Genomic DNA, 15,240 nt, shown 5'->3' on the forward strand with positions numbered 1-15,240 from the left:
AAAGATTCCACACTTGGCGCGAACAGCGCCTTTTTATGTGCGCAGCTTCTTGATCAGGCTGCGGTTGCCGAGGATTTCCTCGATCTGCTCGAAGCGCACCGGCTTGACCATGTGGTGGTCGAAGCCCGCCTCGAAGGCCAGCTGGCGGTCCTTCTCCTGCCCCCAGCCGGTCACCGCGATCATCACCGTCATCGCCCCGCAGGACAGGCCGCGGATACCGCGCGCCAGGTCGTAGCCGGACATCTGCGGCAGGCCGATGTCGAGGAAGGCGTAGTCCGGGCAGAAGCGCTTGGCGGCGGCCAGCGCGTCCGGGCCGTTGTGCGTGATGACCACGCTGTGGCCCATCGCCGTCAGCAGCGCGCCGATGCTGTTGACGAAGTCGACGTTGTCGTCGGCCAGCAGGATGCGGTAGGTCTCGGCGCTGATGAAGGAAGCCGGGGTCGGCTTGGCCGGCAGCTCAGGATCGACCACGATCGGCAGGCGCACCACGAACTGGCTGCCGTGGCCGAGGCCTTCGCTGTGCGCTTCGATCGTGCCGCCGTGCAGTTCGACCAGCTTGCGCGCCAGCGACAGGCCGACGCCCAGGCCGGCGGTCGAGCGTTCCAGGGTCGAATCAACCTGCACGAACATCTCGAACACGATATCCAGCATCTCGGGCGCGATGCCGATGCCGGTATCCGCCACCACCAGCGTCAGGGTGCGGTCCTCGACGCTGGCACGCAGGCTCACGCGGCCGCCGCGGTTGGTGTACTTGGCGGCGTTGTTGAGCAGATTCGACAGGATCTGGGCCAGGCGGGTGGCGTCGCCGTTCAGGAATACGGGGCGGTCGGGCAGGTCGATCTGCAGCTCGTGTCCATGCAGGTCGATATACGGACGGACCACTTCGAGGGCGTCGTTGACCATCGCCTTCAGCTCGACGCGGCCGGACTTGATCGTGAACTTGCCGGTATTGATGCGCGAGACGTCCAGCAGGTCGTCCACCAGGCGCACCATCTGGCGCAGCTGGCGTTCCATGATGTCGGTGGCACGCTGGGTGGCCTGGGCGTCGCCGCTGCGCAGGCGCAGGATGTCGAGGCCGGTCCGGATCGGCGCCAGCGGATTGCGCAGCTCGTGCGCGAGGGTGGCCAGGAATTCGTCCTTGCGGCGGTCGGCCACGATCAGGGCCTGCTCCGCGCGTTCGCGCACCTGCATCTCGTGCTCCAGGGTGGCGTTGGCTTCCTGCAGTGCGTGCGAACGGCGCCCGATCTCGGCCAGCATGTCGTTGAAGGCATCGATCAGCACGCCGATCTCGCCGCTCTCCTTGCCGGGCACGCGCAGGCTGAAGTCGCGCTGCTGCATCACCTGGCGCGCCACGTCGGTGACCGACTCCAGCGGCCGGGTGATGGCTTCCTGCAGGCGCGAGGCGACCAGCCAGGCGATCGCCAGCGCGCCCAGCATCACCGCGCCGAGGATGGCGCCATAGCTGAGCAGGCGGTCGAACAGACCGTAGCGCGCGCGCAGGTAGACGGTGCCGACCATGTCGCCGTTCTCGACGATGTTGCGGAACACCACCAGCTCGCTGCCCTCGATGCGGTAGCCCGAGGCCTGCGGGCGCTCCGGCAGCTTGAGCGCGCTGCCGGAGGCCGACGGCGCCACGTAGCCGGCGAAGCGGCTGCCGCCACTGGTATAGATGGCGGCCGCCAGGATCTGCGGGCGCACCCGCAGCACCGCCAGGTTCTGGCGCGCGGTCTCGTCGTCGTTGAAGGCCAGGGCCGGCGCCGTCACGCGCGCCATGATGTCGGCCTGGGTCATCAGGTCGTCGGTCCAGTAGCGCTGGAAGGCACGCAGGTCGACCAGCAGCATCGCCACCGACGCCGCCACCAGGGCGGCCAGCGTGGTCGACACCGCCATGAGGATGAGTTTGCGGCGTACCGAACCGGTGTTGCGGATGCGCTTCATCGAGCTCATTGCTGGGCTCCTTTCTGCACCCGGTTCGCCACCGTCAGCAGTCGGGAACTGAGTTTGATGCCGTTACGTTCGGCGGCGTCGAGTGCGACATCGAAGCGCACCCGTTCGTCGACGATGCGGAAATTGATGGCGCTGCCCAGCTGCAGTCCACCATCGCATTCGGTCACGACCAGCAGCGCATTGCCGGCCGCGCGCACCATGCGCCCCACCCTGGCGCTGTCGTAGCCGGCGATGAACAGCAAGTGCACCGGCGTGCCGAGCTCGGACTCGCGCAGCACCCTGACCAGAATCGGGCGATTGCCGACGATCCGTCCGCTGACGATGCGTCCCAGTTCGGCGGCCAGCTCGTCGGCGCCGATCACGCCGATCATGACCGGGCTGGCGGCGTCGGCGAAGGCGCCGGGTGGAAATTCGGCATAGCCGAGAAATTTATACAGGAAGGCGGCCTTGACGCGCCGTTCCAGTACCGGGCTGGTGGCGGCGTTGTCGGCCCTCGCCGCCGGCAGCAGCGCCTGCTGTCCGCACAGGGCGGCCGCGCACAGCAGCGCCCAGCCGGCCAGGCGGCGCAGGCCGTGATTCGCGGATGAGCTCGGTGGACGGTGCATCGGCCGGGTCAGGAGGCGAAGCCAGCGGTGAAAGAGAGCGCACAAATGGCGGCCGGCCGTAAAGACGGCCCTTCGGACAATGCAGGCGACAGCAGGAGACTCTTAATCATCTTGCTATCCTAGAGCATTTTCCCGAGTGCACCAAGCGTGCGTTGGGACAGGGTGATCAGGCCGCCCCTGCCGTGCTATTGAAACTATCAATAACGGTCATTACAAATCTAAATTGGATTTCTTTTTTGCGATGCAGCATTATTACACCTGTCTCCTCTATTCTCCTCCAAGGATAGATTCAGCCCGCTCCCGTAGCGGGCTTTTTTTTGCCCGCATGCGGGCCGCCCCCTGTGGCCGATTTGGTGTAGCATTCCGTTCTTTGCGTTTCGATAACAGTATTTACACCTTGCCATGATCTCAACTGGACAGCCCGCGACCTCCTCCAGCTCCTTCGACTGGTCCGCCACCCGGCTGGGCGACTCCCGGCAATGGCCCTGGCCCTTGCGCATGGCGGCCGACCTGCTGTTCAACCTGCCGCTGCCGGCGCTGCTGGTATGGGGCCGCGACATGACGGTGCTGTTCAACGAGTCCTACGGCGCCTTCGCCGGCCCGAGTTATGGCAAGGTCCCGGGCGGCAACGTGCCGCCGGTGATGCCGCCGCCGCTGGCGGCCGCCTCGGCCGAACTCGAGCGCGCCTGGGGCGGCGAGGCCGCGGTCGCCGCTGGCCGTCGCTTCGGCTTCGCCGGCGCGTCCGGAGCCGATACCCACGATCTCCATTTCACACCGCTGCGCGGCGACGATGGCGCCGTGCTGGGCATCCTGTGCGTGGTGGCCCCGGCCGCGATCGGCGCCGCCGCCGACCAGGGCGCGCCGGCCGGTCCGCTGCGCATCCTGGTGGTCGAGGACAACGTCGACTCCCAATACCTGATCTGCGAGATGCTGCGCGCCTTCGGCCACCATGCGGACGGCGTCGGCCATCCGGACGATGCCCTGACCCATCTGGCGGCCGGCCGCTACGACATCCTGTTTACGGACGTCAGCCTGCCTGGCATGTCGGGCGTGGAACTGGCGCGCAAGGCGGTCGTCGATGCGCCGTCCATGCAGGTGATCTTCGCTTCCGGCTACGGCGACAGCTTGCTGCGCCACGTCGAGTTCCCTTACCTGTCGCTGCAGAAGCCTTACGAACTCGACCAGCTCCAGGCCGCACTGGACAAGGTCGCGGGTCAGAAACAGGCGCGTTCCTGATGCGCGCAACGGTGTGCATCAAACCGCCAGGGCTGGGCTAGAATCCATGGACGGCTTGCCATCGATGCAGGGCGGGACCGTCTGCGCTTCCCGCGCGGCAGCCCCTCGAACGCGCCCACAGCCACGACCGATGATCCTGAACGCTTTCACCGCCAGCACCGACAGCCCGCTACCGCCGATCCGGCGGCGCGCAGCACTGGAGGCACGATGAGCGAGGAACTGCGCCAGGCAAGGGAAGCGCTGCGCCGTGCCAACGAGCGCATGGAGAACATGCTCGAGAGCCTGAGCGACGGCTTCTGCGCCGTCGACCACGACTGGCGCATCATCTATATCAACGGGCGGGCGCTGGAAATGCTGGCACCGCTGCAGCGCACCCGCGCCGGCCTGGTCGGCCGCGACATCTGGGAAGCCTTCCCCGAACTGCGCGGCAGCCAGCTGGAAAACCTCTATCGCCGCGCGATGGATGACCGCGAGACGGCGGTCCTGGAGTTCTTCTATCCTGGCCTGGGGCGCTGGTTCGAGGTGCGCGCCCATCCCTCGCCGGACGGCCTGACCCTCCACTTCCAGGACATCGACCGCCGCAAGGCCGACCAACAGGCCCTCCTGCTGGGCAACAGCCGCCTGCAGGTGGCGCTGGCCGCCGGCCGCCTGGGCGACTGGCGCTGGGATGCCGCCAGCGACCGCCTGTCGCTGGGCGAGCGCGCGGCCGCCATCTTCGGCCTGCCGGCCGAGACCCCGCTGGCCTGGGCCGAACTGCGCGCACGCCTCGATCCGCACGACCGCGAAGGCGTGCGCCGCGCCGTGCTGCAGGCCTTCGCCGGCCAGAACGACGTCGAACTCGAATGCCGCCTGCTGGGCGACGGCGGCGACGGCAGGGAGACCCGCTGGGTGGCCCTGGTCGGCCGCGCCGATTACGCCGAACCGAACCGCCGCGAAGGCGTGCTCGGCATGACCGGCGTGGTCCAGGACATCAGCGCCCGCAAGAGCGCCGAAGACACCCTGCGCCAGAGCGAGGAAGTACTGCGCGCGCTGGCCAACACCATCCCGCAGCTGGCCTGGATGGCCCAGGCCGACGGCGCCATCGTCTGGTTCAACGAACGCTGGTTCGACTACACCGGCACCACGCCCGACCAGGTGGTGGGCTGGGGCTGGCAATCGACCTGCGAACCGAGCGTGCTGCCGGCCGTGATGGAACGCTGGCAGGCCACCGTGCGCAGCGGCGATCCCTTCGAGATGGAATACCCGATCCGCGGCGCGGACGGCAAGTACCGCTGGTTCCTGACCCGGGTCAATCCGGTGCGCGACCGCCACGGCAAGGTGGTGCGCTGGTTCGGCACGAATACCGATGTCGACGAGGTCAAGCGCGCCGAACAGGCCCTGCGCGACGAGTCGCACGTGCTGGAACTGCTGAACAGCACCGGCAGCGCCCTCGCCTCCACGCGCGAACTGCGCTCCCTGCTGCAGGCCGCCACCGACGCCGCGACCGGCATCGCCGGCGCCCGCCATGGCGCCTTCCTGTATCACGGGAGCGACAGCGCGAACGGCAAGATCTTCTCGCTGTACACGGTGTCCGGCGCCAGCACGACGGAGTTCGAGCCCTTCGGCGAATCCGGTCCCAACGCCCTGTTCGGGCCGGGCCTGTCGCCCCACGACCCGGAGATCCGCGAGGTGATGCGCGCCGACGACGTCTCCCACGATCCGCGCTTCGAGGGCCGCGCGCCCTTCGGCCTGCCGGCCGGCCATCCGCCGGTGCGCAGCTACCTCGCCGTGCCGGTGATCGCGCACTCCGGCGAGGTGCTGGGCACGATGTTCTTCGGCCATCCGGAAACGGGCGTGTTCACCGAACGCACCGAGCGCATCGTGCGCGGCATCGCCGCCCAGGCCGCGGTGGCGATCGACAACGCCCGGCTGTACGAAGCGGCCCAGCGCGCCGCCGAGGAGCGCAAGGTGCTGCTCGAGAACGAAAGGCTGGCGCGCGCCGAGGCCGAGCGCACCAGCCAGATGAAGGACGAATTCCTGGCCACCCTGTCGCACGAGCTGCGCACCCCGCTGTCGGCCATCCTCGGCTGGGCCCAGGTGCTGCGCCGCGGGAGCCGCGACCAGAACGACCTGGCGAAAGGCCTCCAGACCATCGAGCGCAATGCGCGCGCCCAGGCCCAGCTGATCGAAGACCTGCTCGACATGAGCCGCATTACCTCGGGCAAGGTCCTGCTCGACATGCAGGCGGTGCCGCCGATCGGCATCATCGATGCCGCCATCGAGACCGTGCGCCCGGCCGCGGATGCCAAGAACATCCGCATCGAGAAACATTACGCGGGCGATCCCGGCATGATCGCCGGCGACCCCGCCCGCCTGCAGCAGGTGGTATGGAACCTGCTGTCGAACGCGATCAAGTTCACCCCGCGCGACGGCCTGGTCGAGGTGATCCTCGCCCGCAACGAGGCGAGCGTGAGCATCACGGTGCGCGACAACGGCGCCGGCATCAAGCCCGAATTCCTGACCCACGTGTTCGAACGCTTCCGCCAGGCCGACGCCTCGATGACGCGCCGCCACGGCGGCCTCGGCCTGGGCCTGGCGATCGTCAAGCACCTGATCGAGCAGCACGGCGGCACAGTGCGTGCCGAGAGCGCCGGCGAAGGCCAGGGCTCCAGCTTCACGATCGAACTGCCGCTGGCCAAGCAGCAGTCCGCGCCCAGCCGCTCGGCGCGCGCCGCCATGATCCTGCCGAGCCCGAGCACCCCGGAAATGACGGTGCGCGACCTCAGCGGCGTGGACGCCCTGGTGGTCGACGACGACCGCGATGCGCGCGAGCTGATCAAGCGCATCCTGACCGATTGCGGCGCCACCGTGCACATCGCCGCCAGCGCGCGCGAAGCTTTTGCGCGCTTCCGCGAAGCGGTGCCCAACCTCCTGATCAGCGACCTCGGCATGCCCGAAGTCGACGGCTTCGAACTGCTCGACTGGGTGCGCCACCTGCCCCGCGAGCAGGGCAGCCAGGTGCCGGCCATCGCCCTTACCGCCTTCGCCCGCTCGGAAGACCGGCTGCGCGCGCTGGAAGCGGGATTCTCGGCGCATATTTCTAAACCGGTCGAGCCGAGCGAACTGATCGCCACCGTGGCCTCGGTAGTGGGTCCGACGGCGCCGCTGGTCCACCGTGTGGCGGCCCCAGCGGTGGGGGAAAATCGCCTGCGCTAGTGTGCGGTTGTTGTTCCTACCCACGCACGCGGCGCTGTCCTACAAGAAATTCTCTGGCATTTGCTAGACTAGGGAATGTTGCAGTAGAGGTGGGTTCGGACCATGATTATCCGGCCCCTGGCCTCGATTTGACGAGAGTAAGCATGCCCAGCCGCCAAGACATCCTGAACGCCAAGATTCTGGTCGTAGACGATTCGCCCGACAATATCGAACTGATGGAAGAGATATTGCGGGAAGAAGGCTACACCGATGTCAGCTCCACGATGCTGCCGGAGCAGGTATGCCCATTGCATCGCGAACACAACTACGACCTGATCCTGCTCGACCTGCAAATGCCCGGCCTGAACGGCTTCCAGGTCATGAAGGGACTCAAGGAGATCGAGCAAGGCGGTTATCTGCCGGTATTGGCCCTGACGGCCCAGCCCAGCTTCAAGATCGCGGCCCTCGAAGCCGGCGCCCGCGACTTCATCAGCAAACCCTTCGACCTGCTGGAAGTGCACAAGCGCATCCACAACATGCTCGAAGTGCGCCTGCTCTACAAGGAGCTGGCCCAGTACAGCCGCGCCCAGCAGGAGCTGGCGCTGCACGACGCCCTCACCGGCCTGCCCAACCGGCGCCTGCTGGAAGACCGCATCGAAACCGCCCTCCAGCACGCCAACCGCAACCACCACAAGGCGGCGGTCATGTACCTGGACCTGGACGGCTTCAAGGCGATCAACGACACCTACGGCCACGCCTACGGCGACGAGATCCTGAAAATGGTGTCGCAGCGCCTGCTGTCGAACTCGCGCAAGGAAGACACGGTGGCGCGCCTGGGCGGCGACGAATTCATCGTGCTGCTGGGCGACATCCACAGCCTGGCCGACGCCCAGGGACCGGCGGCCAAGCTGGTCGAAGCCTTGTCCGAGCCCTTCTTCATCAACGACCTGACCCTGCAGCTGTCGACCAGTATCGGCATCAGCATGTATCCGGACGACGCCGAGCACGTCACCGACCTGATCAGCATCGCCGACTACGCCCTCTACGAAGCCAAGCGCGCGGGCAAGAACCGCTTCTGCGCGAACGGCAGCGCAGCCCGCCAGGCGGCACAGGCGGTCAAGCCGGCGGTGCCGGCGCCCGCACCGGCTTCGCAGGAGTTGGCGCAGCATCGTTGAGCCACGGCCTGAACAGGCACCGTCACTGCCGGAAATGACTTCCCACGAAAGCGGGAATGACGGGCATAAAAAAGGCGCAGCCGTCACCAGCTGCGCCCGCTCAATTGAGCAATTGGATCAGGCCGCGCCGGCCGTCTTCTCGCCGCCCGGCCCCAGTGCAGGCTTGCCGATGGTTTCACGGTTATGCGCCTCGATGGCGGCCGCACCCTGGTGGTCCGAGCTGGCATCGACCTTGTCCGGCGCCACTTCGATGCGGGTGATGCTGGATTGGATGGACACCGGGTCGCTGGCCGGGAAGGTCATCTCGACGGCATCGTCAATCAGGGTTTCCTTGGCTTTCTCGCCGCTCGGCTCGGCTTCGGCCGAGGCCATGGTGCGGATCGCACGGGCCCACTTGACGGCCTTCAGTTCGGCCAGTTCGGCGATGGTGTTGATGCCGAACGCATCGCGCAGGGCGTCGGCCTGTTGCTGGGTCATGCCGCGCAGGGCCGTGACCGGCTGGTCGACCAGTTCGCGGAAACATTTGTCGTGGTGGGTGTCATTTACGATGATTTGAATATTCATGTCTGTCCTTTCAAGTTGGCGCCTGTCTTCCATTGACACGGTTGAACCAGACACGTTTCCACTATCTCACAGGCTTCCGCGCTGCGTATGTGCGGCAGCGAACCGTGTTGCCGGGGTGCGCACGATTGAGTTTTTTGCCTTTTTCTTTGCGTGGTATCATGACTAATTGCAACAAATATTGCGAATTTATTTTGCAATGGGGCATCCTCTGCTATCCTTTGCCACGTTTGTGAATACAACGCATTGACACCAGTCCGACTGCCGTGCCGAACTCCGAAAAGCCGAAGATCCTCGTCGTCAACGACGATGCCGCTAGCCTGTTGGCGCTGACCAGCCTGCTCGAACTATGGGCCGAGGAAAGTAACTACGAAGTAATGTCGGCCCGGTCGGGCCAGGATGCCCTGCGCGAGGTGCTGCGCCACGACTTCGCCGTCATCCTGCTGGACGTGAACATGCCTGGCATGGACGGCTTCGAGACCGCGGAAGCGATCCACCAGCGGCCCCGTTCGGCCGACATCCCGATCATCTTCGTCACCGCCTTCCTGGCCGACGAGATCGACCGCCTGAAGGCTTACCAGCGCGGCGCCGCCGATTTCCTGTTCACCCCGGTGATTCCGCAGGTGCTGCGCGCCAAGGTACAGGTGTTCGTGGCGCTGGCCACCAAGAACGAACAGCTCAAGCGCCAGGCCGAAAAACTGTCCCAGCGAACCACCGAGCTGACCGCCACCAACAAGCGCCTGGTGCGCGAAATGGAAGAGCGGCGCGCCGCCGAACGCAAGAGCAGCGCCAAGGACGAATTCCTGGCGATGCTGGGCCATGAGCTGCGCAATCCGCTGTCCGCCATCAGCAGCGCCTCTTCCCTGCTCGGCATGCCGGGCGCCGCCGCCGAGTCGAGCGGGCGCGCGCGCCTGATCATCCAGCGCCAGACCCAGCACCTGTCGCGCATCGTCGACGACCTGCTCGACCTGTCGCGTGCGATGTCCGGCAAGATCCTGCTGTCGAAAAAGCGTATGGACCTCGGCCCGCTGGTGTCGGGCTGCCTGGACACCTTCCGCGCCACCGGCCGCACCGCGGGCTACCAGCTCGACGTCCGGCTCGGCGGCGGCTGGGTCGAAGGCGACCCGACCCGGCTCGAGCAGATCGCCACCAACCTGATCGACAACGCGCTGAAATACACGCCCAGCGGCGGCAGCATCGGGATCGCCATCGACACGGTGGACGGTGAAGTGGTGCTGACGGTGAGCGATTCCGGGGTCGGCATTCCGCCGGACCTGCTGCCGCACGTGTTCGACGTCTTCGTGCAGGGATCGATCTCGATCGACCGCTCGCAGGGCGGGCTGGGGATCGGCCTGTCGCTGGTGCGCCGCCTGGTCGAGCTGCATGGCGGCAGCGTGAGCGCCGCCAGTACCGGCGCCGGCGCCGGCTCCACATTCGAGATCCGCCTGCCGCGCAGCGAGCCGGAGCAGGCCGAGGACGCGCCCGCCGGCACGGTGGCGGTGAGCGACAAGCCGACCGTTCTGCTGATCGAAGACAATGATGACGGTCGCGAGATGATGGCGACCATGCTGGTTTCCTACGGCTACCCGGTGCTGCAGGCGCGCGACGGGCTGGAGGGCGTGAGCCTGGCCGGCGCCAAGCTGCCCGACGTGGCCCTGGTGGACATCGGCCTGCCGGGCATCGACGGCTACGAGGTGGCGCGCCGCCTGCGCAAGGATGCCGCCACCCACGGCATCCGCCTGATCGCCCTGACCGGCTACGGCCTGGCCGAAGACCAGCGCCGCGTGCTGGAGGCGGGGTTCGACCTGCACATGGTCAAGCCGGTCGATTTCGCCACCCTGCTGGCGCGGCTGGCGGAGCCGGCGAGCCAAGGCGATACGGCCCCGGCCAACGCATAAAAGCGCCGGACAAAACCCTCATGGCGGCGTGGCATCGTCTTGCCCTGAGGGCCTTGTTCAGCGCTTTGGACTACAGGGTCGACAGGATTTCCTGCTTGCGCTGCGCCATTTCCTGGCCCAGCGCCATCAGGTCGAGGCCGCTCTTCTTGGCCTGCTTGAACATTTCCTCTTCCTCTTCCTTGACGTGGTGCTCGATTTCTTCGCCCAGCACCTTGACCTTGGCGTCGTACAGGTCTTCGTCAGGATCCATTTCCTTGAGCTGCTTGATCAGGTCTTTGGCGGCCTGGTGCTCGACCACGGCCTCGTCGATCATGTCCTCGGAATCCTTGATCTGTTCGCGCACGGCCGGATAAAAGATCTCTTCCTCGATCTGGGTGTGGGCGATCAGGGCATTGCAGATTTTTTCGGTCAGCTTCTGCTTGCTGGCCTTGGCGCGGCCGCCCAGTTCTTCGTACTGCTTGAACATGTCGGACACTTCACGGTGGTCGGCGACCAGCAGGGCGATGGCGTCCTGGCCGGTGAGGTTGGCGGCATGGATCGCGGCGTTTTTCGCAGCGGAATTCGTGGTGGCATTCGATTTGTTGCTCATTGTGTTCCCCTCATGATGGAAGGCTGCCGTACAGCCAGTAGCAACAGCTTCGCGCAGGCGGTTCGATCGGACTGTACGGAAACACACACTGGCATTCTTGCGCGCCGCTGCCGGCCAAGCTGTTGTATCATTTTGGGAAACATTAATTGGTTGCTTTATGAAAGCTTCGGCACCTCAGCCACCTTTTCAATCCCGGGATGGCGATCAGGACTTGCGCGTCGCGGACCTTACCGAGCTGCTCGGGCATCTCACCGCGTGCTGGGACGAGGAACGACGCCAGCTTGCACGCCGCCTGCATGACAGCCTGGGCTCGTCGATGACGGCGCTGACCATGCACCTCGGCTTGCTGTCCTCGCATCTCAAGGAACAGCCGCAGCGCGACCGTGCCGCGCAGATGAAGCAGTTGCTCAACAACATCATCGAGACCAACCGCAAGATGCAGCTGGCGCTGTGGAACGACAAGCTCGAGTTCCTCGGCCCCAAGGCTGCGATCGCCGAACTGGTCGCGGAATGGGGCCAGGACAACGGCATCAAGGCGCGCGCCAGCCTGCCCGACGAAGATCCCGAGTATTCGCGCCCCCAGGGCGTGACCCTGCTGCGCTGCGCCGAGGAAGGCTTGCGCAACGTCGCCACCCACGCCCAGGCCACCGAAGTCGAAGTGATCCTGGACGACGACGGCGACCAGGCCATGCTGACGGTGCGCGACAACGGCGTCGGACCGGCACCCGATGCGTCCAATCCGCTGAGCTGCCATGGGCTGCGTTTACTGCGCGAACGTGCGCGGCTGCTGGGCGGGACGCTGACGCTCGGGCAGGGGCCGGAAGGTGGGGCGATGCTGACGATGATTCTGCCGAAAAGCTGATCAACGCCGGCAGCGGGCCGATCTTCAGTGCAGCTTGACGATCGGCGTCGTCCGCCGAATCAAAAACCGCGCAACCGCCAGCACTCCCGTCCGCATCGACCCGAGAATCGCCTGGTGATGCATCAGGTGCAAACTCAAATACATGATGCGCGCCAAAAATCCCTCCACGAACCAGCTTGCGCGCAGCGAACCCATCAGGTTGCCGACCGTGGTCCGGTGGCCGATCGAGACCAGCGAGCCGTAATCCTTGTAGACATAGGGGCTCTTCTGCGGCGGCTGGCCGGAGGCCATGTTCACGAAGTCCTTCAACAGGTAATCGGCCTGCTGGTGGGCGGCCTGGGCGCGCGGCGGCACCGGCTTGCCGCTGCCGTCCGTGCAGGCGGCGCAGTCGCCCAGCGCATACACTCCTGCCACGCCCTTGACGCGCAGGTGGTCGTCGACCTCGATCGCGCCGCCCTTGGTGACCGGCAGGCCCAGCGAGCCCAGGAATTCCGGCGCACGGATCCCCGCGGCCCATACGCAGATGTCGGAGGGATAGACGTTGCCGTCCTTATCGATGACCTGGTGGGCGTCGATCTGCGTCACCCGGCAGTTCGTGACCACGCGGATCGTGCGCTCGTCGAGCAGGCGGGTGGCCGAGGCCGACACCCGCTCCGGCAGCGGCGCCAAGATGCGCGGCGCGCCTTCCAGCAGGGTGATGCGCACGTCGCGCTGTACCTGCAGGCGGTTGAAGCCGTAGGCCGCGTAGGCGCCGGAGGCCTCGCGCAGCTCGGCGGCCAGTTCCACCCCGGTGGCGCCGCCGCCGATGATCACGATGTCCAGACCGCTGGCGGGCCGGCGCGGCACCATGCCGGTGTCCGCCACGATGCTGGCGCCGCCATTCCCGCTCAGTGCGGCTTCGGCAGTGGCCGCCTGCGCAGCGGCTCCGCCCGCGTCCGCCGCCGCCACGCCGGACTCGAAGGTGCCGGAACCGACCGCCTTGGCGACCGCCACGCCCGGGTTCGCCCCGCCCTCCCCCTTCGCCTCGGCAGCCTGGGCGAGCAGGCGTAGCAGGCGCAGGCGGAAGCGCTCGGCGTCTTCGGTGGCGTTCAGGGAAATCGTGTGCTCGCGCGCGCCGGGCACGCCGAAATAGTTGGAGGTGCTGCCCACGGCAATCACCAGCGATTGGTAGGAAATGGTGCGCGCCGGGAAGATCACTTCGCCATCGCTGGCGGCGGTGACCGGCCCCACGCCGATGGTCTTGCGGGCGGAATCGAGCGCCGCCATGGCGCCGTAGACGAAGGTGAAGCCGCGGTCGTGGGCCAGCATCTGGTAGGACAGGCCCTCCTGGTGGATGTCCAGGGTGCCGGCCGCCACCTCGTGCAGCGAGGGCTTCCAGACATGGTAGAGCCGGCTGTCCACCAGCATCACCTTCGTCGGACCCAGCTTGCGCCCCAGTTTGCAGGCCAGCTCCAGCCCGCCCGCGCCACCTCCCACGATCACGATCTCGCTGTGCAAAACTGCCTCCCTCGTAGCACCCGAGCTTGTCGGGCTGACAAGCTCAGTTTACTACGGGGGCGGAAATGGCGCTGGCGAGCGCGTACCGACGATGAGTTCGTCAGTCGTGACCGCGGCCGTGGCCGTGGCCTTCGCCGTGGCCGCGGCCTTCACCGCGACCTTCGCCGTGACCGCGTCCGTGGCCCTCGCCGTGGCCGCGGCCGTGCTCTTCCCAGCGGCCGCCGCCGTGGCCGCGATCGACATCACGGTACTCGACGCGCTCGACCACGCGCACCGGCTGGCGATAGCCACCGCCGCGGTAGTGCTCGCGGTAGCGCGGCACATAGGTGTTGGTGTACCACTCGTCACGCACGAACAGGACCGGACGGCCGCAGGCGTCGTAGCGGCCGCAGAACTTGGCCCAGTGCTTGCGGTGGCCCGGCGGCACGCGCAGGTAGACCGGCTCGGCGACGTAGTGCGGCACCTGGCGGATGATCACCGGCTGCGGCGCGTACAGCACCGGCTGGGGCGCGAAGTCGCCGAGGTCGACGCGGCCGTAGAAGCCGGGCTGGCCGACGCTGATGCTGACATTGGTCTGGGCCAGAGCCGGGAAAGCGGCGGCGCACAGCGCCACGCCGAAGATGATGGATTTCATGTTCACCTCTCTCTGTTTTAGGAATGTGTCCAGTTTATCAAACGAAATGTTGCGTTTCAGTCGGTTGCAACACCTGCTTACATCCGTTACCGATACAATGCCGCTTTCCAATTTCGATTCCTGAGAGTAAGCAATGTTCCTGAAATACGCTCCCCTGGCAGGCGCCCTCCTGTTCGCCGGCGCCGCCCAGGCGCAGGTCGGCATCACCGCCGACCTCGGCACCACCGGCGCCGGTTTCCACCTGGTCGTCCCGATGGAGTCCAACCTGAACGGCCGCTTCGGCGCCAATTACTTCCAGCACGACTTCGACCGGACCACCAACCAGGTCGACTACGCGATCAAGGGCAAGCTGCAGACCTTCGACATCCTGTTCGACTGGTATGTGCGCGACGGCAGCCCCTTCCACCTGACCGGCGGCCTGGTGTACAACGGCAACCGCTTCGACGCCACCGCCCGGACCGACCAGTTCGGCGCCTATTCGCTGAACGGCAACAGCTATTCCGCGGCCGACATCGGCATCGTCAAGGGCCGCATCGAGTACCGCAAGGCCGCGCCCTACCTTGGCATCGGCTGGGGCAATGCGCTCGCCGCCGGCAACGGCAGCCACTGGAGCTTCAACGCCGACCTCGGCGCCTTCTTCCAGGGCAATCCTAACGTCACCCTGGGCAACTGGGGCTGCTCCAGCCTGGCCGCCATCTGCACCCTCGTCGCGAGGGACGTCGCCGCCGAGCGCCTGCGCCTGAAGGATGACGTCGACGGCTTCAAGGTCTATCCGGTCGTGCGCGCCAGCGTCAACTACCGCTTCTGACCGTTTCAGCGGAGCGCCGCTCGCGGCCGCAGCGCGCTAGGATGCCCGCATGAAGGTGAAGGGGGCATTATGCGTAATCACCCGCTGCGCTGGAGCCTGGTACTCCTGGTCTGCCTGATGGCGGTGGCCTGCCAGGACCGCCGCGACCCGGTCAAGCCGACCGTCGACCTGTCGGACACCGTCCGGGTCTCGGCCTGAGCCGGCCATCCGCCGTCCTTTCCTGCCGCCCTCCCCGGCGGCACGGTACACTGTGG

The 15,240-nt window shown here is 66.6% G+C and carries 13 protein-coding genes; 7 read left to right on the forward strand and 6 right to left on the reverse strand.

Going from position 1 to position 15,240, the window contains the following annotated elements; genetic code table 11:
• Nucleotides 1-33 precede the first annotated feature (33 nt).
• Nucleotides 34-1,947 carry an ATP-binding protein gene (locus AB4Z32_RS00990; RefSeq protein WP_441933492.1) on the reverse strand — a complete coding sequence of 638 codons (1,914 nt, stop codon included), beginning with the start codon at nt 1,945-1,947 and terminating at the stop codon, nt 34-36.
• Nucleotides 1,944-2,552 carry a YfiR family protein gene (locus tag AB4Z32_RS00995; protein ID WP_441933493.1) on the reverse strand — a complete coding sequence of 203 codons (609 nt, stop codon included), beginning with the start codon at nt 2,550-2,552 and terminating at the stop codon, nt 1,944-1,946. The genes AB4Z32_RS00990 and AB4Z32_RS00995 overlap by 4 nt, the downstream gene beginning before the upstream one ends.
• Nucleotides 2,553-2,954: 402 nt before the next feature.
• On the opposite strand from AB4Z32_RS00995, the gene AB4Z32_RS01000 reads away from it, so the two are divergent.
• The 3 genes from AB4Z32_RS01000 to AB4Z32_RS01010 all read left to right on the forward strand — a co-directional run bounded on the left by AB4Z32_RS01000 (nt 2,955) and on the right by AB4Z32_RS01010 (nt 8,137).
• Entirely contained in the window at nt 2,955-3,788 is an 834-nt protein-coding gene (locus AB4Z32_RS01000; protein ID WP_441933495.1) for a response regulator, read from the forward strand.
• Between the two features lie 207 nt (nt 3,789-3,995).
• On the forward strand, nt 3,996-6,983 hold the full coding sequence (locus AB4Z32_RS01005) for an ATP-binding protein (RefSeq protein WP_441933496.1): 2,988 nt from the start codon (nt 3,996-3,998) through the stop codon (nt 6,981-6,983).
• A gap of 143 nt (nt 6,984-7,126) precedes the next feature.
• On the forward strand, nt 7,127-8,137 hold the full coding sequence (locus tag AB4Z32_RS01010) for a diguanylate cyclase domain-containing protein (protein WP_441933498.1): 1,011 nt from the start codon (nt 7,127-7,129) through the stop codon (nt 8,135-8,137).
• A 117-nt stretch (nt 8,138-8,254) separates the two neighbouring features.
• Here AB4Z32_RS01010 and AB4Z32_RS01015 read toward each other — a convergent pair whose 3' ends face one another.
• Nucleotides 8,255-8,701, reverse strand: coding sequence for a hypothetical protein (locus AB4Z32_RS01015; protein ID WP_441933500.1), 447 nt, complete (start codon nt 8,699-8,701; stop codon nt 8,255-8,257).
• Nucleotides 8,702-8,964: 263 nt separating this feature from the next.
• Between AB4Z32_RS01015 and AB4Z32_RS01020 the strand changes: the two genes are divergently transcribed.
• Complete coding sequence (locus AB4Z32_RS01020; RefSeq protein ID WP_441933502.1) at nt 8,965-10,596, forward strand: response regulator; 1,632 nt, start codon at nt 8,965-8,967, stop codon at nt 10,594-10,596.
• Nucleotides 10,597-10,666: 70 nt separating this feature from the next.
• On the opposite strand, the gene AB4Z32_RS01025 is transcribed toward AB4Z32_RS01020, so the two are convergent.
• Nucleotides 10,667-11,185 carry a hemerythrin domain-containing protein gene (locus AB4Z32_RS01025; RefSeq protein ID WP_441933503.1) on the reverse strand — a complete coding sequence of 173 codons (519 nt, stop codon included), beginning with the start codon at nt 11,183-11,185 and terminating at the stop codon, nt 10,667-10,669.
• 211 nt (nt 11,186-11,396) lie between these two features.
• Between AB4Z32_RS01025 and AB4Z32_RS01030 the strand changes: the two genes are divergently transcribed.
• Nucleotides 11,397-12,047, forward strand: coding sequence for a sensor histidine kinase (locus tag AB4Z32_RS01030; protein WP_441933505.1), 651 nt, complete (start codon nt 11,397-11,399; stop codon nt 12,045-12,047).
• A gap of 24 nt (nt 12,048-12,071) precedes the next feature.
• On the opposite strand, the gene AB4Z32_RS01035 is transcribed toward AB4Z32_RS01030, so the two are convergent.
• Nucleotides 12,072-13,544 carry an NAD(P)/FAD-dependent oxidoreductase gene (locus AB4Z32_RS01035; protein WP_441933507.1) on the reverse strand — a complete coding sequence of 491 codons (1,473 nt, stop codon included), beginning with the start codon at nt 13,542-13,544 and terminating at the stop codon, nt 12,072-12,074.
• 100 nt (nt 13,545-13,644) lie between these two features.
• Nucleotides 13,645-14,178 carry a hypothetical protein gene (locus AB4Z32_RS01040; RefSeq protein WP_441933509.1) on the reverse strand — a complete coding sequence of 178 codons (534 nt, stop codon included), beginning with the start codon at nt 14,176-14,178 and terminating at the stop codon, nt 13,645-13,647.
• Nucleotides 14,179-14,311: 133 nt separating this feature from the next.
• On the opposite strand from AB4Z32_RS01040, the gene AB4Z32_RS01045 reads away from it, so the two are divergent.
• Together AB4Z32_RS01045 and AB4Z32_RS01050 are read left to right on the forward strand one after the other, a co-directional pair.
• Entirely contained in the window at nt 14,312-14,986 is a 675-nt protein-coding gene (locus tag AB4Z32_RS01045; RefSeq protein ID WP_441933511.1) for a hypothetical protein, read from the forward strand.
• Nucleotides 14,987-15,055: 69 nt separating this feature from the next.
• Entirely contained in the window at nt 15,056-15,184 is a 129-nt protein-coding gene (locus tag AB4Z32_RS01050; RefSeq protein ID WP_441933513.1) for a hypothetical protein, read from the forward strand.
• The last annotated feature ends 56 nt before the right edge of the window (nt 15,185-15,240 follow it).

It is taken from the genome of Massilia sp. 2TAF26 (assembly GCF_052115005.1).
Classification (GTDB): Bacteria; Pseudomonadota; Gammaproteobacteria; order Burkholderiales; family Burkholderiaceae_D; genus Telluria.